This window comes from Amycolatopsis thermoflava N1165 (genome assembly GCF_000473265.1).
Classification (GTDB): domain Bacteria; phylum Actinomycetota; class Actinomycetes; order Mycobacteriales; family Pseudonocardiaceae; genus Amycolatopsis_E; species Amycolatopsis_E thermoflava.
Map to the genome: position 1 here is coordinate 7,462,258 of NZ_KI421511.1, position 20,593 is coordinate 7,482,850.

A 20,593-nucleotide genomic window follows, 5' to 3' on the forward strand; every position below is an offset into this window, starting at 1 on the left:
TCCGCGCTCGTCGGTGTGAGATCGGCGATCGTCGGCGCGGCGGTCACCGGGCCGGGGCGGGTGCGTGATGGGGTGGCTGGGTGAACTGGACCGACCTCTCCAGCGTCGGCTACCCGACCCTCTTCCTGGGCGTCCTCGTCGGCTCGATCGTGCCGATCGTCCCGACCGGCGCCGTCGTCGGTGCGGCGGCCGCGATCGCCATGACGACCGGGCACCTGTCGTTGCCCTTGGTGCTGCTGCTGGCCGCTGCGGGCGCGATGGTGGGTGACGTCGTGACCTTCGCCGTCGCGCGGCTGGGCAGTGACGCGGCGGTCCGCTGGCTGGCCCGCGGGCAGAAGCCGGAACGTCTCGTCGCGGCCCGGCGGCGGTTCGCGCGGCAGGGGTGGCAGCTCGTGGTCGTCGGGCGGTTGCTGCCGGCCGGGCGCATCCCCGTGCTGCTGGCCGCGGGCGCGATCGCCTACCCGTGGCGACGGCTGTTGCCCGCGACGGCCGTGGCGTGCGTGCTGTGGGCGGTCGCGTACGCGTTGCTCGGCGTGCTCAGCGGCGGCCTGTTCGACTCGCCGCTCGTCGCGACGTTGCTGGCCGCCGTGCTGGTCTTGCTGGTCACCGGGGTGATCAACCTGGTGGCGAAGCGCCGCAGGGAAAGGGTGGGGAACCGGGGATGACAACGGCGGAGAGGGGCCGGCTGTTCCGGCGTGGACGGTCGCTCGCGCGGTTCGCCCTGGTGTGGCTGACCACGTCGCTGGCGCTCGTCGGCATGGACGACCTGCTCGACGGCTTCGCGATGCCGGACTGGTGGCAGCCACTGGTGTGCGGCCTGCTGCTGAGCCTGCTGACCGCCGTGGTGTGGCCGCAAGTCCTGCGGGTCGCGTTGCCGCTGGCGTTGTTCACGCTCGGTATCGGCAGCTTCCTGGTGCTCGGCGCGGGCGCGGTGGCGGCGTTCGCGGTTGTGCCGGGGGTCGAGGTCAACGGGCTGCGCACCGGGTTCCTCGTCGTGGTCGGGGTGTCCGCGGTCAGCGGCGTGGTGTCGAGCGTGCTGGCCATCGACGAGGACGAGGTGTTCTTCCGTCGCGCCCGCCGTCGGTCGCGCCGCTGCCCGGACCCCGGACCGGACCTGCCGCCCGGGCTGATCTTCCTGCAGGTCGACGGCCTCGGGTACGACGTCGTGCGCCGCGCGGTGCGGGACGGCGACATGCCGACCCTGGCGCGCTGGCTCGCCGAGGACAGCCACGCGCTGGTGCGCTGGCAGACCGACTGGAGCTCGCAGACCGGCGCGAGCGTGTGCGGCATCCTGCACGGCTCCAACCACGACATCCTCGGCTTCCGCTGGTACGAAAAGGACCGCGACCACGTGATGGCGTGCGCCCACCCGCGCGACGCGGCCGAGATCGAGCGGCGGCACTCGAACGGCCGCGGCCTGCTCGCCGTCGACGGCGCCAGCCACGGCAACCTCTTCACCGGCGACGCGCCCCACGTCAGCCTCACCATGAGCGCCGTGTCCGTGCTGCTGCCCAGAGGCCTGCGCCGACGCCGTGCGGACCGCGTCGGCGCGGGCTACTACGCCTACTTCGCCAACCCGGTGAACGCGTTGCGCACGTTGGGTTCGGCGCTGGTCGACATCGTCCGCGAGGTCTCGGCGTCGGCGCGGCAGCGGCGGGCGGGCGTGGTGCCGCGGGTGCCGCGCGGCGGGATCTACCCGGTCGCCCGGACCGGCACCACGGTCATCTCCCGGGACGTCGTGGTGTCCGCGGTGCTGGAGGACATGCTCAACGGCCGCCCCGTGGTCTACGCGGACTTCCTCGGCTACGACGAGGTCGCCCACCACTCCGGCATCGAACGGTTCGACACGCTCGCCGTGCTGCGGGCGATCGACCAGCAGATCGGGCGGCTGCACCGGGCTTCCCGGCTCGGGCCGCGGCCCTACCACCTGGTGGTGCTGTCCGATCACGGCCAGACGCAGGGGTGGGCGTTCGCGCACCGGTTCGGCGAGTCACTGGAGGAGCTGGTCGGGCGGCTGTGCGGCGGGCCGGCCCCGGAAGCGGTGTCCGGCGGCCCGGTCGCCACCCGCCTGCAGGAGCGGGTGACCGGGGCGCGGCGCATCGAGCACCGGCCACGGGAGGACGAGCGGCACGAAGTGACTCGCGTGGCGCCCGGCGTGGTCGTCGTGGTGTCCGGCCACGTCGGGATGGTGTCGTTCACCGAGCACGACGGCCGGGTCTCGCTGGAGACGATCGAGCGTGAGTACCCGGAGCTGCTGCCCGCGCTCGTCGACCACCCGGGCATCGGGTTCATGCTGGTGCGCAGCGACGTCCACGGCCCGGTCGTGCTCGGCCGTGACGGCGTCCACCGGCTGGCTTCGGGCGAGGTGCTCGGGGAGGACCCGCTGGCGCTGTACGGGGAGCACGCCCCGGACCTGATCCGCCGCGTGGACACCTTCCCGCACTGCGCCGACATCATGATCAACAGCCGGTGGGACCCGGAAACCGGGGAGGCCTCGCCGTTCGAGATCCACGTCGGCTCGCACGGCGGGCTCGGCGGGGAGCAGGAGCGCGGGTTCCTCATCTACCCCAAGGAGTTCGAGCCGCCCGGTGAGCTGGTGGGGGCCGAGTCGCTGCACCGGTTGTTCCGGGTGTGGCTGACGAAGCTGGGCCATCCCGAGCCCGAGTGAGTCAGCCCGCGAGCGTCACCGAACCCAGGCTGGTGAAGTGTGCCGCCACCCGGGTGCCCGGCGAAACGGGTACGGCGTCGGTGAGGCCGCCGGTCAGCACGATCCATCCGGCCTCCAGCGCCAGGCCCCGTTCCGCCAGTGCGTTGGCGGCCAGTGCGAGCGCCTCGCCGGGGTGACCGAGCACGGCCGCGCCGGTCGCGCTGTCCACGATCGCTCCGTCGGCCTCCAGCAGGCACGCCTCCAGCGTCAGGTCCAGCCCGGTGGGCGCGACCCCCACCGAGCCGACCCGGAACACGCTCGACGAGGCGTTGTCGGCGATGGTGTCCGGTGCGGCGAACCGGAAGTCGGCGTACCGCGAGTCGATGACCTCGATCCCGCCGTACACCCGGTCCACCGCCGCCATCGCGGTGGCCGCCGTCACGCCGGGGCCCGCCAGGCGCGAGCCCAGCACGAACACGATCTCCGGCTCGGCCCGCGGGTGGATCAGCTTCGGCACCGGGTCCGCGGCAGGCAGCACCATGGCGTCGGTCAGCCAGGCCATCACCGGGCGGTCCACGCCCATGCGCTCCTGCTTCGCCTTCGACGTCAGGCCCAGTTTGAGCCCGATGAGTTTTTCGCCGCGCGCGAGCCGCAACCGCAACGCCTCGTCCTGCACCGCGTACGCGGTGCGCACGTCCAGGCCGGGCCACTCCTCGGTGATCGGGCCGCGCGCCGTTCCCGCGTCCTCCGCCGCCAGCAGCACCCGCGCCGCCTCGGCGATGCTCCACCCGCTCACGCGTCCTCCTTCGACCCGAACACAGCCGTCACACTGCCCAGCCCCGCCACCGTCGAGACCACCGTGTCACCGGGGCGCAACGGGATCGCCTTCGTCATCGACCCGGGCAGCACCACGTGCCCCGGCTCCAGGTCGATGCCCAGCGGGCCGACGGTGTTCGCCAGCCACACCAGCGCGTTCAGCGGCGACCCGAGCACCGCGCCGCCCGCCCCGGTCGCCACCAGCTCACCGCCCGAGTGCAGCGTGCAGCCGGCCAGGCGCAGGTCCACCGAGGACAGTGCGGTCGGCCTGCTGCCCAGCACCACCCCGCCCGAGGACGCGTTGTCGGCGATGGTGTCGACGATCGAAATGCGCCAGTCCTCGATGCGGGAGTCCACGATCTCCAGCGCGGGCACCACGAAGTCCACGGCACGCACCGCGTCGGCCACCGTCACGCCGGGCCCGGACAGCTTCCGCCCGAGCACGAACGCGATCTCCGGCTCGATCCGCGGCTGCAGGAAGCTGTCGACCGGGATCGGCTGGTGCTCGAGGTGGAACATGGTGCCGGTGAGGTGCCCGTAGTCGGGCTGGTCGACGCCCATCTGACGCTGCATCGCGGCCGAGGCCAGGCCCACCTTGTGGCCCTTGATCTCGTCGCCGCCCTCGGTCCACACGCGCACCTGGTCGAGCTGGATCCGGTAGGCGTCCTCGACGGTCGCGCCCGGGTAGGTCTCGATCAGGGGCGCGATGGGCTTGCCCGCCGCGTAGGCCTGCAGCAGGAGGTCGGCCGCCTCCCGCACCGCTGTCGCATCCATGGCCTGAACTCTCGTGGCCGCCCCCGCCGATCGCAACCATCGCGTCCCGCTGGGCGGCACGCGTCAGACCCGCGCCCCCTGGTCCGCCGCGACGATCTCCGCCGCGGTCGGCGCGTTGCCCGGATCGGTGAGCCACTGCAACGCGACCCCGACCAGCAGCGAGTAGTAGTGCGAGCCGGCGATCCGCACCCGGTCCGGGTCCGCGTCCGGCCCGAGCCCGGCGAACGCCTGCGCGAGCGCCGTGCGCGCGGCCTGCTGGCCCCGCGCGTTCATCTCGCGGATCTTCTCGTCGTGCTGCAGGTAGGCGACACCCTCGAAGTTCACGAACCACAGCTGCCGGTTCGCCTGGATCGACTCGATGATCCGGCCCCAGCGCGCCTCGTTCGTGTCGCCCTCGCCGAGCGCCTGGAACAGCAGCTCGCCCCACTCGGCGTTCAGGTCGTTCAGCGCTCGCGTGAGCAGGCCCTCCTTCGACCCGAAGTGGTAGTTGATCGACGCCAGGTTCGCGCCGGAAGCGGCGGCCAGGTCACGCGCGGTGGTGCGCGCGTAGCCGGCGCGGAGGAGGCAGTCCCGTGCCGCGATCAGCAAGTTCTCCCGGTGTCCCATGTGTGCTACCGTATCATATAAACGTTCGTTTAAAACGAACGTTCAAGGGTTGAGGAAGGGATCTGACATGGGGACTCCTGCTGTGCGCATCCGGGGCTTGCGCTGCAGATTCGAAGGGGAAGCGGGGCCGGTCGACGCGCTGCGCGGCATCGACCTGGACGTGCCGAGGGGCTCGTTCACGGCGATCATGGGCCCGTCGGGCTCGGGCAAGACCACGTTGCTGCACTGCGCGGCCGGGCTGCGGACGCCGACCGCGGGCACGGCCGAGCTCGACGGCGTGAGCCTCGCCGGGCTCGACGAGACCAAGCTGGCCGAGCTGCGCCGGCGGCGCGTCGGCTTCGTGTTCCAGGCGTTCAACCTGCTGCCGGCGCTGACCGCGAAGGAGAACGTCGAACTGCCGCTGCGGCTGGATGGGCGCAAGCCCGACCCGCGCCGGACCGCCGCGCTGCTCGAGCGCGTCGGGCTGGGCAACCGCGGCGGCCACCGGCCGGACCAGCTCTCCGGCGGTCAGAAGCAGCGCGTCGCGGTGGCGCGGGCCCTGATCACCGACCCCGAGGTCGTCTTCGCCGACGAGCCGACGGGCGCGCTGGACATCCGCAGCGCCCGCGAGGTCCTGAGCCTGCTGCGCGGGCTCGCCGACCAGGGCCAGACGATCATCATGGTGACGCACGACCCGGTCGCGGCGTCCTTTTCGGACCGGGTGCTGTTCCTGGCCGACGGCCTGATCGTCGACCAGATGGCCCGCCCGGCGGCGGCCGCGGTCGCCAACCGCATGGCGACCCTGGTCGAGTCGGCCGAGCGGGCCGCCGCGATGGGGGTGAACTGACGTGGTGAGCCTCGCCCTGCGGCTGTTCCGCCACCACCGCGGCGCGGCGATCGCCACCGGCTTGATCGCGCTGATCGGGATGGCGCTGGTGTCGACGATGACCACCCTGCTCGCCACCGGGCTCGCGGACGGCACGGCCGAGGCGGACCGGTCGTTCCTGACCCAGTTCCCGATGATCATGGGCGGCTGGGTGGTGGCGATCGTCGTCTTCGCGATGGTGTCCACGATCGGCGTGACGCTCGGCGGCCGCGCCGGGGAGATCGGCGGGCTGCGCCTGATCGGGGCGACGCCACGGCAGATCCAGGTCATGGTCTCGGCGGAGACGCTCGCGGTCTCGGCGGTCGCCGCGCTGCCCGGTCTGCTGCTGGGTTACCTGCTCGGCTGGATCGTGCTGGCCGCGGTCCGGTCGTCGGGGCTCATCGCCGAATCCTCGGCCTACTCGCCGGGCCTGGCGCTGCCGGTCGCCGGGGTCGTCGTCGTGCTGCTCGCGAGCATCGCGGCGGCGTGGATCGGCAGCCGCAAGATCGCCGGGCGGAGTCCGGTGGACGGGCCCGCACCGGCGGTGCGCAAGCGGTCCCGCCGGTCGCCGCGCCGCGTCCTCGCGGCCGTGCTGCTGGTCGCGGGGATCGGGTCGTCCTCGGCCGTCCTCGCCATGGATGCGGACGACATCGCGACCACCGCGATGACCGGTCCCGCCACCGTGCTCGTCGCGATCGGGCTCGCGGTGCTGGCGCCGGAACTGGTCGTCCTGGTGAACCGGGTCCTGAAGGTCGCCTCGCCCAGCGGCGCGGCCGGGCACCTGGCGGCCGTGAACCTGTCCGCGGCGCCGGAACGGGTGCGGCCCGCGGTCACCTTCCTGACGCTGCTCGTCGGTGTGTCCGCCGGGACGCTCAGCATGCAGGGCATCGAGAACCGGCACTCGGCCGAGGGCAGCACCGCGCAGGTCCTGGCGTCGATCAACTACCTGGTGGTGGTCCTGATCGCGGTGTTCATGGCGATCGCGCTGACCAACAACCTGGTGGCGGCGCTGGGCAGGCGGCAGGAGGAGTTCACGACCATGTCGCTGATCGGGTCGACCTCCGGGCAGACCCGCGGGATGCTGCTGCGCGAGATCGTCGCCGCGACGCTCGTCAGCGTGATCGCGGCCGGGATCGGCGCGCTGGTGTGCGTCATCCCGTTCGCCGTCGTCAAGACCGGCAGCCCGGCGGCCGCGTTCGCCGCCGGGCCGTACCTGCTGAGCATCGTGCTCGGCGCGGTGATCGCGCTTGGGGTCACCACGGTCGCGGGCAACCGCGTGGTCCGCACGGCCGCGGTGCACTGACCTGGTGGCCCGCCGACGGGGGCGGGCCACCAGGCGCGCTCACTTCTGGTGCGGCGCCACGTAATCCTTGGCGTCCGGGGCCTCGAACAGCGGCTTCACGTACTTGATGCCGCCCTCGACGCTCGCGTCGGGCTGCGCCACGTAGACCTCGCGGGTCGGCGGCGCACCGGGCTTCGAGAAGTCCAGCGCCGCGACCAGATCACCGGTGTCGGCCGAGGTCGTCTGCTGCAGCGCGGTGAGGATGCCGTCGCGGGTCAGGTCCTTGTTGTCGCAGGCCTTCTTCAGCACCGAACCCCACACCTCGGCCACCGCGTAGCCGTACGGGACACCGGCGTTCGGCGGCTCCGGGAACTTCGCGGCCTTGTACTTCGACAGCACTTCCTTCGCCTTGGGCACGTCCGCGGCCACCGGCACGCTGCTCGCGACGACGTACAGCCGGTCCAGCGCGTTCGCGGCGGGGCTGTTCAGCAGCACCGGGTCGAACGTCGGGTTGTTGCCCAGCAGCGGCACGTTCAGCCCGAGCGCCTTGTTCGCCGCGGCCACCGAACCGGTCTGCGCGGGCGTGGTGGTCAGCATGATCGCCTTGACGCCCTCGCCACGCAGGCCGGTGACGATGTTGGTCAGGTCGTTGTCCGACGAGGTGATCTTGACCTCGCGCAGGTTCAAGCCGTGCTTCTGCGCGTAGTAGCGGGAGCCGCGCAGGCCGTTCGCGCCGTACTCGCCGTCGATGTAGATGTGCCCGACCGTGTCGCCGTCCTTGATCATGCCCTGTTCCTGCAGGTAGGACATGCCGTCGATCATCTCGACGTCGTAGGTGGTGCCGACGATCATCACGTACGGGTTGTCCAGCAGCTCCGACGACCAGGACGCCGGGGTCGTGGTCACCTTGTCGGACTTGATGTTCTGCTTCAGCGCCGCCATGATCGGCGACCCGACGACCTGCACGAAGCCGAGCACCTTCGGCTCCAGCTGCGGGTACAGGGTCTTCGCGGTGTCGGCCTTGTAGGCGTGGTCGACGACCTCCAGTTTGACCTGCCGCCCGCACACACCGCCCGCCGCGTTGAAGTCGTTGACCCACAACTGGTTGCCGTGCGTGATGCCGATCGAGAGGTTCTTGAACGGGCCCGTCATGTCGGTCATGACGCCGAGGGTGAGCTCGTTGGCGGTGACGCCGAGATCGGTCTTGACGCCGGAGGCGTCCGAACCGGACGATCCCTGATCGCCCGCCTTGGTGCCGCACGCGGCGATGACCAGCATCGCCGCGAGGACCAGGGAAAGCCGTCGCTTCATCGGGACGTTCCTTCCTTCTTCCGTTCCCTGTGCAGGCCGCCGGTGATCCGGCGCCCGATCGCCGCGAGCCCGCCCGGCTCGAAGAGCACGACGAGGATGATCGCGGCGCCGTAGACGAAGGTGCTGACGAGGATCGGGGTGAACGCGCCCTCGCCGCTCCCGGTGAAGATCCCCAGCTGCGTCGAGTAGAGCGACAACACCTGCGGCAGGCCGAACACGATGAGCGCGCCGACCAGCGCGCCCCCGATCGAGCCGAGGCCGCCGATGATGACCATCGCCAGGTAGGCGATGGAGACGTTGATCCCGTAGGTGCCGAACTCGTTCTCGTCCGGCTTGAGGATGTCGAACCACAGCACGGTCATCACGCCGGCCAGCCCGGCGTAGGCGGAGGACACGGCGAACGCGCCGGCCTTCGCGCGGGCGACGCTGACACCCATCGCGGCCGCGGAGGCTTCGTGGTCGCGCACCGCGCGCCAGGACCGGCCGACCCGGCTGTTCACCGCGCCGCGTGCCAGCACGAACGCGATCACCGTCAGGGCCAGGTAGAGGTACCACATCTTCTCGGCCTGCCGGAACGGCACGCCGAGCACCACGAGCCCGCCGGAGTTGTCGAAGGTGATCCCGAACAGCTCGAACGGCGCCGGGGTGCGGCCGGTGGACGTGCCGCCGGTCAGCCGGTCCGCCGACTGCCCGAAGTAGAGCCCGATGAACACCAGCGACAGCGACGCTACCCCGAGGTAGATGCCGCGCAGCCGTCCGGACACCGGCGCGAACGCCAAGCCGAGCAGGGCGGTCACGACGATCGCCGCGACCATCGAGAACAGCGGGTTCAGCTCGAAGCCGATGACCCGGCCGTCCTCGGTGCCGCTGGCCAGCACGGTGTAGGTGGTGCCACCCATGAGCAGGAAGAACGCGTGCGCCAGCGACAACTGACCGGCCTGGCCCACCAGCATGGTCAGCCCGATCGAGCCGACCGCGCCGGTCATCATCCACTGGCCCGCCTTGAGCCACTCCGAGCCGAGGTACAGCGGCAGCACCAGCAGCAGGGCGAGCAACGCCAGCCACGCCGCCAGCCGCAGCCAGCGCACGGGCTTCGCCGGGGCCTTCGCGGACGCCGAGGTGACCGTCGCCCGCGTCGCGAGTTCAGACACGGGTGATCTCCCTCGTTCCGAACAGCCCGGACGGCCGGATCACCAGGACCAGCAGCATCACCAGGAACACCGCGCTCTTGGAGAAGTCGAACGAGATGTACTGCGCGGACAGCGCCTCGACCAGGCCGACCACCAGCCCGCCCACGACGGCGCCCACCGTCGAGTCCAGCCCGCCGAGGATGGCGGCGGGGAACGCGGCCAGCGCGATCGCGTGCGTGCCGCGGGACAGGCCCGCGCCGGAGAAGTCCTGCGTGGCCAGGAACAGCACGGCGACCCCGGCGAGCAGGCCGGCGACCAGCCAGGCCGTCATGGTGACCCCGCGACTGCGGATGCCCATCAGCGCGGCCGCCTCCCGGTTCTCCGCCTGGGCCCGCATCGCGACGCCCCAGTTGGAGAACTTGAACGCGAGGTAGAACGCGGTGATCAGGACCGCGGCGACGAGCATCGCGACGAGGTGCGTGCGGAACAACGTGATGCCGCCGACCTGGATCGGTTTCGCGTCCCACGCCTCGCCGAGGAACGGGATGCCGACGCCGAGGCGCCGCACGAGCTCCTCGACGACGATCACGTCCACGCCGATCGTGAGCAGCGCCAGGCTGTGCGGATCGGCCAGCTTCGAGCGGGACAGCAGGAGCCGCTCGATGACCACCGCGAGCAGGCCGGCGCCGGCGATGCCGACCAGCGAGGCGCCGACCCAGCCCAGCGACTCCCTGGTCACCACGACCAGGTAGCCGCCGAACAGCACCAGCGAGCCGTGCGCGAAGTTGATCACCTCGGTGGCCTTGAAGATGATCACGAACCCCAGCGCGAGGAGCGCGTACACCGCGCCCTTGCCGAGGCCGTTCACCACCAGTTGCAGGAACGTCTCCATCTACGCGGCCTCCGTTCCCAGGTACGCCTTGATCACTTCCGGGTTCCGCTGCACCTCGGCAGGCGGGCCGTCGGCGATGCAGCGGCCGAAGTCGAGCACCGTGACCCGGTCCGCGATGCCCATCACCAGGCCCATGTCGTGCTCGACCAGCAGGATCGAGATGCCCAGCTCGTCACGCACGTCGTGGATCGTGGCCGCCAGGTCGGCGGTCTCCGCCGCGTTCATCCCCGCGGCCGGCTCGTCCAGCAGGAGCAGCACCGGTTCCACGGCCAGCGCGCGGGCGATGTCCACGCGCTTGACCTCGCCGTAGGGCAGCGCGGCGACCGGCGTGTGCAGCAGCCTGCCGATGCCGAGGAAGTCGCAGATCTCCTTGGCCCGTTCGGTGTGCTTGCGCTCGGCCCGCACCGTCCACGGCGCGCGCAGGGCGCACTCCAGGAACCCGCCGCGGGTGAGGGCGTGCCTGCCGAGCATCACGTTGTCCAGCACGGTCGAGCCCGGCGAGAGCGCCGCGTTCTGGAAGGCGCGGCCGATGCCGAGCTTCGCCATCTTGTGCGGCCGCATGCCGGTCAGCTCCTTGTCGCCGAGCAGCACGCGGCCCTCGCTGGCGCGGTAGAGGCCGCTGATCACGTTGAAGCAGCTGGACTTCCCGGCGCCGTTGGGCCCGATGAGGGCGTGCAGCGAACCGGGCGCCACGGTGAAGGAGACGTCGTCCAGCGCGGTCAGCCCGCCGAAGCGGAGCGTGAGGTGCTCGACGCGCAGTTCCGGGATCATCCGCCCCACCTCGACAGGAAGTGCTTGCGCGGCTCGGCGGCCGCCTCCGCGACCTGGGTGTCCGCGTGCCCGCCCAGGTACAGGCGCTGGACGTCCTCGCTGCGGGACAGCTCGTCGGAGCGTCCGGCGAGCGCGACGGTGCCGACCTCCAGCACCACGGCGTGGTCGGCGACGTTCAGCGCCATCACCGCGTTCTGCTCGACCAGCACGACCGAGGTGCCCTGGGCGTGGATCTCGCGGATGATGCCGCTGATCTGGTCGACCACCTTGGGCGCCAGGCCGAGCGACGGCTCGTCGAGCAGCAGCACCTGCGGCGTGGACATCAGCGCCCGCCCGATCGCGAGCATCTGCTGCTCGCCGCCGGAGAGCAGCCCGGCGCGCTGCCGGGCACGCTCGCCCAGCACGGGAAACAGCTCGTGCACGCGTTTGCGGGCCTTGGTCCGCCGCTCCGGCGAGACGGCGATGCCACCGGCGCGCAGGTTCTCGTCGACGGACATGCGGGTGAAGATCTGGCGGCCCTCCGGTACGCCGACCACGCCGAGGCGGACGATGGCCGCCGGGTCGAGCCGGTCGATCCGCGTTTCGCCCAGCCGGACCTCACCGCGCGTGACGACGCCGCGGTGCAGCTTGAGCGTGCCGGAGATCGTCCGGAGCAGCGTGGACTTGCCCGCGCCGTTGCTGCCCAGTACGGCGAGGACCCCGTCGTCGGGTACCGCCAGGTCGACGCCGTGGAGTGCGGCGACCGAACGGCCGTAGCGGACGTGCAGGTCTCGGACGTTCAACACCGGGGGCGCACACCTCCTCCGATCGCGTGACGGGCGTCACTCTCGGTGGCGGCAATCCTTGATCGGCCCTCGCCGGTCCGACACCCCCACTTGGAGAGGTATGCCGGACTTTTGCCCAACCGTGCCCTCTCCAGGAGGGGATGTCCGGATCGGATCCGATGTGCGATCGTTGGCGCGTGACCGCAGAGCAGCGCGTCGCCGCGGATCGTGCCGTCGAGCACAGCAACGTGCTCGACGAACTGCTGCGCGAGCGCGAAGGTCTGCTCGGGACCCTCGACCGGGTGATAGCCCTGCAGGGCACCGCGCACCTCATCCGGGAGTCACTGGGCGTGCACGCCGCGTTCGTGGGTGAGCTGGAGCGGCCCGGCACCGCCGTCATCCGGTGGATGGCGGGCAACCGGACCGACGCGATCCAGAACCTCGTGGTGCCCACCGGCCAGGGCGTCGGCGGCCGGGTACTGGCGTCCGGCAAACCGGTGAAGGTGTCGGACTACCTGCGGGCGCCGACGATCACGCACCAGTTCGACGCGCAGGTCGCGGGCGAGGGGCTCGCCGCGTTGCTGACCGTCCCGATCATCAGCCGGGTGCGCGGCAAACCGGAGACGCTGGCCATCGCCTACGCCGCGATGCGCGAGCCCGCCGACTTCGGCGACGACGCGGTGCGGCGGCTGGAGGGCATCGCCGACCAGGCCGCGTTCGCGCTCAAACTGGCCGGAGTCGCCGAGTCCGACCGCGCAGACGCGATCTCCGCCGAGCGACGCCGGATGCAGAGCGCGCTGCACGATTCGGTCGGGGCGCTGCTGTTCTCGATCGGCGTGCAGGTGCGGAACCTGCACCAGGACGTGGCGGGCGACCCGGTGCTGGAGGGCCGGTTGTGCCGCCTGGAAGGCGACGTGTCGGCGGCGTCGCGGGCGCTGCGGGAGTCGTTGCTGTCGCTGTCGGAGTCCACACCGGAACGGGCGCTGCCGGTCGAGCTGGCCGAGCACTGCCGCTCGTTCGAGGCGCGCTGCGGGCTGCCTGCCCGGTTCGTGCAGCTCGCGCCCGTGCGGCCACTGGACGCCGAGCGCACGGCACTGCTGGTGTGCGCGGTGCGGGAGGGGCTGCTCAACGTCGAGAAGCACGCGCGTGCCTGCTCGGTCGTGGTGAGCCTCGGGCCGAGCGGGGGCGGTGTGCAGGTCGTGGTCGCCGACGACGGCACCGGCGAGGACGCCGAGGATTCGCCCGGCACCGGGATGGGCCTGCGCTCGCTGGCGGAGCGGGCCGCGCGGCTGGGCGGGCGGGTGAGCCTGGTCCGCGACGAGGACGGCGGCTGCACGCTGCGGGCCTGGGTGCCCGAAGTGCCATGACGGCCACGGTGCTGGTGGTCGACGACCACCCCGTGGTCCGCGACGGGGTCACCCTGCTGCTGCGGGCCGAGCCGTCGCTGAAGCTGATCGGCAGCGCGGAGTCCGGGCGGGTCGCGTTGCTGCGGGTCGGCGAGCTGCGGCCCGACCTGATCCTGCTCGACCTGCGGCTGCCGGACATGCTGGCGCCGGAGGTGATCGCCGGGCTGCGCCAGGTGCACCCCGCGGGGCGCATCGTGGTGTTCACCGCGCACGGCGACCACCAGGGGCTGCTGGCCGCGCTCGACGCGGGTGCCAACGGATGCCTGCTGAAGGACGTGGCGGGCACCGATCTGGTGTCCGCGCTGCGGCGGGTGCTGCGCGGGGAGCGCGTGGTCGACCCGCGGATCATGCCGGACCACTCGTCGCGCTCGGACGCGCTGGCGCGCAGCGGCCTGACCCGGCGGGAGTACGAGGTTCTGCGGCTGGCCGCGCAGGGCCAGACGAACCCGGAGATCGCGGAGACGACCGGGCTGACGCGGAACACGGTGAAGACGTACCTGCAGTCCGCGCTGCACAAGCTGGGGGCGCGCAACCGTGTCGAGGCGATCGGGAAGGCGTCCGAGGCCGGGCTGCTGTAGTCAGGTGGCGCGCGGGGTGGTGCCGGTGAGGCGGCGGTAGAACTTGACGACGTCGCGGGGCGGGATCGTCGAGCTGCGGCGCTTCCCGGAGACTGGCGTGCTGCGCGGGCGGGTGCGCCGGCAGCCGGTCCGCCCGGACTTCCGCGGGTTGACCTGTTTCGACCACGGACCTGCCGATCCCGCCGGAGGCCGGGGCCGCCCTCGCCGCCGCGCTGCCGGCCGCCAAGCCGGTCGAGGTCCTCGACGGCGTGGCGCACACCCCGCCGGTGACGCATGCGGCCGAGTTCAGTGGGTTGTCGCACCGGTTATTGGAGGCGCACCGCTGACCGGCCACCAGGTGTGAGCCAGCGCCTCCAGCGTCGGCTCCGCCGGTGCCGGGAGGTGCTTGAAGTAGGAGGCGAGGTTCGAGTAGCGGTGCAGCAGCAGGTAGGCGAGGCAGCGTGCGGGGAACTCGTCGTCCGGGGCGAGCCCGTACCCGTCCAGGAGGGCACGCAGGTACTCGGGCGAGCCGCGGGTCACGAAGATCCCGATCGCGGCGAACTCGTACTCGGGCGCACCGCGCATGGCGGGCTCGAAGTCGAACAACCCGGACAGCCGCCACCCGCTGCCGTCGGGGACGGCCAGCACGTGCTCGGCCATCACCTCGGTGTGCAGCAGCACCGGCGACGGCGATCCCAGGACGACCGAGTCCAGAAAGGACGGTATCTGCCGGGCCCACACGTCGTCGAGCGCCGGTTGCCGCGTCACCGCCGACGCCGCCTGCTCGGTGACGAACCCGGCCCAGCTGGACGGACCCAGATCCGGCGCGTCCAGGTCGTGCAGCGCCGCTAGGGCTTCGCCGAGCGCGGGCGCCAGCCGGATCTGCTCGGCGGCCGGCACCTCGCCGAGCGGCACGCCGGGCAGGCGGGTCATCAGCAGGTACCGCCAACCGTCCACCTCGCCGGCGTCCAGGACGCGCGGCGTCGCGACCGGCAAGCGGCCGTCGACCACCCGCAGCACCCGGCTCTCGGTGGCGAAGTCGGCAGGGTAGACGGGCGGGTACAGCTTGAGGACCAGCTCGTCGCCACACGCGTAGACCGGCAGCGAACCCGTGACGAACCGGCTCACGTCACCGCGCAGCCCGAGCCGCCGGGCCAGCGCCTCGACTCCGGTGGCCAGGTCCTGGGGGTTCAGTGCCTCGAACTGCTCTTCGGTCTCAGCCGTTGGTAGTCCCACGCAGCGAAGATATCCGCGGCGGCCACCGGTTTTCGGTGGCCGCCACGTGTGCGGCTAGGGCTTGCCGGGCGGCCCGAGCTACTGGGTCAGCGGCGCCGGTGGCCCGGTCCTGGGGGTTCAGTGCCTCGAACTGCTCTTCGGTCACCGCCGTTGGTAGTCCCACGCAGCGAAGATATCCGCGGCGGCCACCGGTTTTCGGTGGTCGGCATGGGTATGGCTAGGGCTTGCCGCGCGGCCCGAGCTACTGGGTCAGCGCTTCGGCGCCGGTGGCCAGGTCCTGGGGGCTCAGTGCCTCGAACTGCTCTTCGGTCTCCGCCCTTGGTAGTCCCACGCAGCGAAGATAACCGCGGCGGCCACCGGTTTTCGGTGGCCGCCGCGGGCGCCGCTAGGGCAGGACCAGGAACGCCAGGCCGTTCGGCACGCCCAGCCCGGTCACGTTGTCGTACCCGGGCGTCGTGTGGATGGTCAGGCCCGGCCAGTCCAGTTCACGCGCCGAGGTGATCAGGCCGCCGCTCGCGTCCACCGAGTTGGCGTAGTCGACCCGCATCACCGCGCCGTCCACGTGGCGCACGTCCTTGATCGCCGGCGTGCCGCCCGCCCGGTAGATCACCGGGTTGACGAATCCGTGGTGGAACCCGGTCAGGCTGTCCGACACCGCCATGATCCCGGCCAGCAGCGGCGACGACAGGCTGGTGCCGCCGATCCGGTACTGGTCGTAGTACACGCCGTCGGGGAAGGTCTGCGTCTGCCCGACCAGGAAACCGGTGTTCGGGTCGCCCACCGCGGAGATGTCGGGCACCACGCGGCCCTTCGCCTTGCCGTGCTGGTTCTGCGCCGCGAGCGCGTCCGGCACGACACCCCGCTGGTAGAACGGCTCGTCGAACAGCACGCTGGTGCCGCCGCCGGAACCGGACGTGTACGCGGCGGGGCCGTACGTCCCGCCGGTCAGGGTGCTCTTGCCGGTCTCCCAACCGGTTTCGAACAACGTCCGGCCGTCCTTGCCGACCGCGAGGCTCGTCCCGCCGACCGCGGTCACCCACGCGTCCGACGCCGGGAAGTCCGCCGACGGGCTGCCCAGCCGCGCCGCCTCGTCACCGTTGTCGCCGGAGGAGAAGTAGACGCCGATGCCCTCCAACGCCGCCTGCTGCGCGATCTGCGTCCACACCCGCACCTCGGCGGCCGGGATGTCCTCGCCCGCGTCGCCGTAGGAGTTGGAGATGATGTCGGCCTCGTGCCCGGCGACGATCCAGTTCAGGGCCTCGTCGAGCGAGGCGTCCTGGCAGTCGGACCCGCCGACGTACAGGATCTTCGCACCGGGCGCCATCGCGTGCACGGCCTCGACGTCCAGCGTCTGCTCGCCGTACCAGCCTGCCGCGTCGCACTGGTCCGGCGGCTCCTGGTCGACGTTGGCGGGGAAGACCTTCTCCGCGAACTGGGACCGCCGCAGCGGGTGCGCCGGATCGTTCCGCCTGGCGTACTCGGCGGCGTCGGCGTACAGCGTGGGCGAGGCGAAAGCGTCCACAATGGCCACGGTGGTGCCGCTGCCGTCCGCCCGCACCCCGTCCAGCCCGTAGGCCGACCGCAGCTGCGCGGGCGTGTAGCCGCACGGCGCGTACGGCCGCTGCTGCCCCTGGTACGCCGGGTCCGTGGTGTCGATCTTCTCGCCGTAGTAGGCGCTGCACGGCGGCGCGTTGCGGAAACCGTCCGACGGCGGCACGTCCGCGGGCGATCCGTCCGTGGTGTCCGGCTTCATCAGCGCGCCGGCCTGGTCGACGCCGATCACGCCGAGCACGTCCCCGGCCAGCGCGGCCGGCACCGACAGTTCGCGGTCCGCGGCCCGCAGCACCTGCCCGTCCACGCGGTAGCGCGCCAGGTCCACGCCGAACGCCTGCTCGACCTGGCCGGTGGTGCCGGTCGCCTCGACGTAGGCCCGGTTGGCGGGGACGTCGCCGACGCTGAACCCGCTGCCGGACAACCAGTTCCGCACCGCGCCGAGCGTCGCGTCGGTCGCGGCGAACCGGTCGCGCACCTGGTCCGGCGTCAGGTACCGGCGGAACGACGGGCTGGACGGGTCGGACACGGCGCGGGCGGTGGCGTCCGCGCCGGCCTGGTCGCGCATGGTCAGGTACACCCGGAAGCTGAGCTTCGTGGACGGGGCGGAGTCGGCGACCTTGGCCTGCGGGGTCGCCCACAGCGGGTGGGACAGCGGGATCACCGCGCGCCCCTGGGCGGCGGCGGTGCCCGGCACGAGCACACCACCCGCCAGCGCCAGCGACGCGACAACAGTCAATGCTCTTCGCATTGCGCAGACATTAGAACCGCGCCCGGGAAAAGCCAGCGCGTCCACGAATTCGTTACCAGGTTACCGAATAAAGTAGGGAATCCGGCAAACGGAATTCAGGGTGCCATCGGGCCCTTTTCGGTTACCACGGCGGTGATCAGCTCCGCCGGAGTCACGTCGAACGCCGGGTTGAAGACGTTCGTCCCGGGCGGTGCGACCGGAATGCCGGAAATGGTGGTGATTTCCTCCGGCGACCGTTCTTCGATGACGATGGATTCACCCGATGCCAGGTCCTGGTCCACTGTGGACGACGGCGCGACGACGACGAACGGCAGCCCGTGCCGCGCGGCGGCGATCGCCAGGCCGTAGGTGCCGATCTTGTTCGCCACATCGCCGTTGACCGCGATCCGGTCCGCGCCCACCACGACGCAGTCGACCATCCCGCGCGCCATCGCGGCGGCCGCCGCGGCGTCCGGCAGCACCCGGTGCGGCACGCCAGCCTCGGCGAGTTCCCACGCCGTCAGCCGCGCGCCCTGCAGCAGCGGGCGGGTTTCGTCGGCGAGCACGTACTCCAGGTGCCCGGCGGCCTGCAGGTGCCACACCACGCCGAGCGCGGTACCCCAGCCGACAGTCGCCAGCCGTCCGGCGTTGCAGTGCGTGAGCAGGCGCAACGGGCGGCGCGGGCACTTCTCCAGGATGAGCTCGGCGGCGCGGGCGGAGGCCTCCCGGTTGAGCCGCTCGTCCTCGTCGAGCAGGGCGAGCGCCTCGGCGAGGACGGCGTCGGGACCGTCGCCGAGCCGGGCCAGCGCGCGGGACACGCCCCAGCTCAGGTTGACCGCGGTGGGACGGGCGCCGGCCAGCCGCTCCGCGTCCGCGCGCACCGCCGCCGGGTCGTCGTGGGCGAAGGCCGCCAGCGCGGTGCCCAGCGCCCCGGCGCCGCCGAGGGCGGGCGCGCCGCGCACGGCCAGCCTGCGGATCGCGTCGATCAGCTCGTCCACGGTGGTCAGCCGCACCGTCCGGTACTCGCCCGGCAGGGCTACCTGGTCGATGATCTCGACGGCACCGTTCACCCAGTCGATGGTCCTGCGCACGTCTTCCATTGAACGCCATCGCGAGCCAAGCTGGGGGAGCCGCCACGAGGGAGGTGCATCCGATGACCGGTCGCACGAAGTACCTGCTCGACGAGTCGGACCTGCCCACGACCTGGTACAACGTGATCCCCGACCTGCCCGAGCCGCCGCCACCGCCGCTGCACCCCGGCACGCGGGAGCCGGTCGGGCCGGAGGACCTCGCGCCGCTGTTCCCGCAGGCGATCATCGCCCAGGAGGTCACTCAAGATCGCTTTGTCGACATCCCCGGCGAGGTGCTGGACGTCTACCGGCTGTGGCGGCCCTCGCCGCTGTACCGGGCGCGGCGCCTGGAGAAGGCGCTCGGCACGCCGGCCCGCATCTACTACAAGTACGAAGGCGTCAGCCCGGTCGGCTCGCACAAACCGAACACCGCCGTGCCGCAGGCGTTCTACAACGCGGCGGAGGGCATCCGGCGGCTGACCACCGAGACCGGCGCCGGGCAGTGGGGCAGCGCGCTGGCGTTCGCGTCGGCGACCTTCGGGCTGGAGTGCGAGGTCTGGCAGGTGCGGGCCTCCTACGACCAGAAGCCCTACCGCAAGATCATGATGGAGACCTTCGGCGCCACGGTGCACCCGAGCCCGTCGAAGGAGACCGCGGCCGGGCGCGCCGTGCTGGAGTCCGACCCGGACTCGACCGGCAGCCTTGGCATCGCGATCAGCGAGGCCGTCGAGCAGGCGGCCGCCGACCCGGACACCCGGTACGCCTTGGGCAGCGTGCTCAACCACGTCCTGCTGCACCAGACCGTGATCGGCGAGGAGGCTCTGCTGCAGTTCGCGCAGGCCGGGGACACGCCGGACGTGATCGTCGGCTGCACCGGCGGCGGGTCCAACTTCGGCGGGCTGGCGTTCCCGTTCCTGCGGGAGAAGCTGGCCGGGCGGATCGACCCGGTGATCCGGGCGGTCGAGCCGGCCGCGTGCCCGTCGCTGACCCGCGGCCGCTACGCCTACGACTTCGGCGACACCGCCGGGCTGACGCCGCTGCTGAAGATGCACACGCTGGGCCACGACTTCATCCCGGACCCGATCCACGCCGGTGGCCTGCGCTACCACGGGATGTCGCCGCTGCTGTCGCACATCTACGAGCTGGGCCTGATCGAGGCGCTCGCGGTCGGGCAGCAGGAGTGCTTCGCGGCCGGGGTGCGGTTCGCGCGCAGCGAGGGCATCATCCCCGCGCCGGAGCCGACGCACGCGCTGGCGGCGTGCATCGCCGAGGCCCAGCGCTGCACGGAGACCGGGGAGGAGAAGGCGATCCTGACCGCGTTGTGCGGGCACGCACACCTCGACCTGCCCGCCTACGCCGCGTTCCTGTCCGGGCAGATGACCGACAACGAGCTGCCCGAGTCCGCGCTCGCCGACTCGCTGGCGGGCCTGCCGTGACCTCCGGCGAGCACGCGTCCCTGACCTACACGTCGTACCTGGCGCTGGACGACCTGCTGGCCGCGCAGCACCCGCGATCGGAGGAACACGACGAGCTGCTGTTCATCGTGATCCACCAGGTGTACGAGCTGTGGTTCAAGCAGATGCTGCACGAGCTGGCGCACCTGCAGGCCAGGCTCGAGGCCGGCGACACCGCGCACGCGATCCGCACCCTGCGGCGGGTGCTGACGATCCTCAAGGTCGTGGTCGCGCAGATCGACGTGCTGGAGACGATGACGCCGAGCCAGTTCACCAGTTTCCGCACCCGGCTGGACGCGGCGAGCGGGTTCCAGTCGGCGCAGTTCCGGGAGCTGGAGGCGGTGCTGGGCCGTCGCGACCCGGGGATGGTCGCGCACTATCCCGAGGACAGCCCGGCGCGGGAGCGGATCGCGGCGGCGATGGCGCGCCCGTCGCTGTACGACTCGTTCCTGACGTTCCTATCCGTGCACGGCTACGACGTCAACGGCGACCGCCGGAAGTTGCTGCTGGGGGTCTACACGGACGACGGCGGCCCGGCGACGGTGGCCGAGCACCTGGTCGACCTGGACGAGGGCGTGCAGGAGTGGCGGTACCGGCACGTGAAGATGGTGGAACGCACGATCGGCGACAAGGCGGGCACGGGCGGCTCGTCGGGCGCGAAGTACCTGCGGGGGACGCTCTTCCAGCCGCTGTTCCCGGACCTGTGGGCGGTGCGCGCCGACCTGTAGCCGCCGCGAACGACCAGCCCGGCG

Annotated in this window: 19 protein-coding genes; 8 read left to right on the top strand and 11 right to left on the bottom strand. The window is 72.0% G+C overall.

The features are described 5' to 3' along the window. Positions 1–80: 80 nt before the first annotated feature. Both AMYTH_RS0137015 and AMYTH_RS0137020 read left to right on the top strand, forming a co-directional pair. Positions 81–665 carry a DedA family protein gene (locus AMYTH_RS0137015; protein ID WP_020421754.1) on the top strand — a complete coding sequence of 195 codons (585 nt, stop codon included), beginning with the start codon at positions 81–83 and terminating at the stop codon, positions 663–665. Next, complete coding sequence (locus AMYTH_RS0137020; protein ID WP_027934449.1) at positions 662–2,668, top strand: phage holin family protein; 2,007 nt, start codon at positions 662–664, stop codon at positions 2,666–2,668. Before AMYTH_RS0137015 ends, AMYTH_RS0137020 begins: the two co-directional genes overlap by 4 nt. A gap of 1 nt (position 2,669) precedes the next feature. Here the strand turns inward: AMYTH_RS0137020 and AMYTH_RS0137025 are convergent, their stop codons facing one another. The 3 genes from AMYTH_RS0137025 to AMYTH_RS0137035 all read right to left on the bottom strand — a co-directional run bounded on the left by AMYTH_RS0137025 (position 2,670) and on the right by AMYTH_RS0137035 (position 4,843). Next, positions 2,670–3,443 carry a 2-keto-4-pentenoate hydratase gene (locus tag AMYTH_RS0137025; protein ID WP_027934450.1) on the bottom strand — a complete coding sequence of 258 codons (774 nt, stop codon included), beginning with the start codon at positions 3,441–3,443 and terminating at the stop codon, positions 2,670–2,672. After that, a complete protein-coding gene (locus AMYTH_RS0137030; RefSeq protein ID WP_027934451.1) occupies positions 3,440–4,237 on the bottom strand; it encodes a 2-keto-4-pentenoate hydratase in 798 nt (265 codons plus the stop codon). The genes AMYTH_RS0137025 and AMYTH_RS0137030 overlap by 4 nt, the downstream gene beginning before the upstream one ends. A gap of 63 nt (positions 4,238–4,300) precedes the next feature. Further along, the gene (locus AMYTH_RS0137035; protein WP_027934452.1) at positions 4,301–4,843 is read right to left on the bottom strand and encodes a TetR/AcrR family transcriptional regulator; all 543 of its coding nucleotides are present in this window, start codon (positions 4,841–4,843) and stop codon (positions 4,301–4,303) included. 67 nt (positions 4,844–4,910) lie between these two features. Here AMYTH_RS0137035 and AMYTH_RS0137040 point away from each other — a divergent pair, with 67 nt between their 5' ends. Both AMYTH_RS0137040 and AMYTH_RS0137045 read left to right on the top strand, forming a co-directional pair. Next, complete coding sequence (locus AMYTH_RS0137040; protein WP_027934453.1) at positions 4,911–5,669, top strand: ABC transporter ATP-binding protein; 759 nt, start codon at positions 4,911–4,913, stop codon at positions 5,667–5,669. A gap of 4 nt (positions 5,670–5,673) precedes the next feature. Beyond that, positions 5,674–6,990: an FtsX-like permease family protein gene (locus tag AMYTH_RS0137045; RefSeq protein WP_228685121.1), complete on the top strand. Its 1,317-nt coding sequence runs from the start codon at positions 5,674–5,676 to the stop codon at positions 6,988–6,990. A 39-nt stretch (positions 6,991–7,029) separates the two neighbouring features. On the opposite strand, the gene AMYTH_RS0137050 is transcribed toward AMYTH_RS0137045, so the two are convergent. The 5 genes from AMYTH_RS0137050 to AMYTH_RS0137070 are packed head-to-tail and all read right to left on the bottom strand — an operon-like array spanning position 7,030 to position 11,858. Continuing rightward, positions 7,030–8,280 carry an ABC transporter substrate-binding protein gene (locus AMYTH_RS0137050; RefSeq protein WP_017984363.1) on the bottom strand — a complete coding sequence of 417 codons (1,251 nt, stop codon included), beginning with the start codon at positions 8,278–8,280 and terminating at the stop codon, positions 7,030–7,032. Then, positions 8,277–9,431: a branched-chain amino acid ABC transporter permease gene (locus tag AMYTH_RS0137055; RefSeq protein WP_027934455.1), complete on the bottom strand. Its 1,155-nt coding sequence runs from the start codon at positions 9,429–9,431 to the stop codon at positions 8,277–8,279. The genes AMYTH_RS0137050 and AMYTH_RS0137055 overlap by 4 nt, the downstream gene beginning before the upstream one ends. Continuing rightward, positions 9,424–10,302 carry a branched-chain amino acid ABC transporter permease gene (locus AMYTH_RS0137060; RefSeq protein WP_027934456.1) on the bottom strand — a complete coding sequence of 293 codons (879 nt, stop codon included), beginning with the start codon at positions 10,300–10,302 and terminating at the stop codon, positions 9,424–9,426. Before AMYTH_RS0137060 ends, AMYTH_RS0137055 begins: the two co-directional genes overlap by 8 nt. Further along, a complete protein-coding gene (locus AMYTH_RS0137065) occupies positions 10,303–11,073 on the bottom strand; it encodes an ABC transporter ATP-binding protein (protein ID WP_037322969.1) in 771 nt (256 codons plus the stop codon). Continuing rightward, positions 11,070–11,858, bottom strand: coding sequence for an ABC transporter ATP-binding protein (locus AMYTH_RS0137070; RefSeq protein ID WP_027934458.1), 789 nt, complete (start codon positions 11,856–11,858; stop codon positions 11,070–11,072). The genes AMYTH_RS0137065 and AMYTH_RS0137070 overlap by 4 nt, the downstream gene beginning before the upstream one ends. Positions 11,859–12,016: 158 nt before the next feature. Between AMYTH_RS0137070 and AMYTH_RS0137075 the strand changes: the two genes are divergently transcribed. Beyond that, positions 12,017–13,204, top strand: coding sequence for a GAF domain-containing sensor histidine kinase (locus AMYTH_RS0137075; protein ID WP_378335457.1), 1,188 nt, complete (start codon positions 12,017–12,019; stop codon positions 13,202–13,204). Continuing rightward, entirely contained in the window at positions 13,201–13,821 is a 621-nt protein-coding gene (locus AMYTH_RS0137080; protein ID WP_020421741.1) for a response regulator, read from the top strand. Before AMYTH_RS0137075 ends, AMYTH_RS0137080 begins: the two co-directional genes overlap by 4 nt. 285 nt (positions 13,822–14,106) lie before the next feature. On the opposite strand, the gene AMYTH_RS0137085 is transcribed toward AMYTH_RS0137080, so the two are convergent. From AMYTH_RS0137085 to mtnA, 3 genes are all read right to left on the bottom strand, one after another. Then, a complete protein-coding gene (locus AMYTH_RS0137085) occupies positions 14,107–15,036 on the bottom strand; it encodes a phosphotransferase family protein (RefSeq protein ID WP_027934459.1) in 930 nt (309 codons plus the stop codon). Positions 15,037–15,421: 385 nt separating this feature from the next. After that, complete coding sequence (locus tag AMYTH_RS0137090) at positions 15,422–17,338, bottom strand: S53 family peptidase (protein WP_027934460.1); 1,917 nt, start codon at positions 17,336–17,338, stop codon at positions 15,422–15,424. Positions 17,339–17,433: 95 nt separating this feature from the next. Further along, positions 17,434–18,417, bottom strand: a complete 984-nt coding sequence (gene mtnA, locus AMYTH_RS0137095) for an S-methyl-5-thioribose-1-phosphate isomerase (protein WP_037322971.1) — start codon at positions 18,415–18,417, stop codon at positions 17,434–17,436. Positions 18,418–18,470: 53 nt separating this feature from the next. Here mtnA and AMYTH_RS0137100 point away from each other — a divergent pair, with 53 nt between their 5' ends. Together AMYTH_RS0137100 and AMYTH_RS0137105 are read left to right on the top strand one after the other, a co-directional pair. Further along, positions 18,471–19,823 carry a TrpB-like pyridoxal phosphate-dependent enzyme gene (locus AMYTH_RS0137100; protein WP_027934462.1) on the top strand — a complete coding sequence of 451 codons (1,353 nt, stop codon included), beginning with the start codon at positions 18,471–18,473 and terminating at the stop codon, positions 19,821–19,823. Then, entirely contained in the window at positions 19,820–20,569 is a 750-nt protein-coding gene (locus AMYTH_RS0137105; protein WP_027934463.1) for a tryptophan 2,3-dioxygenase, read from the top strand. The genes AMYTH_RS0137100 and AMYTH_RS0137105 overlap by 4 nt, the downstream gene beginning before the upstream one ends. The last annotated feature ends 24 nt before the right edge of the window (positions 20,570–20,593 follow it).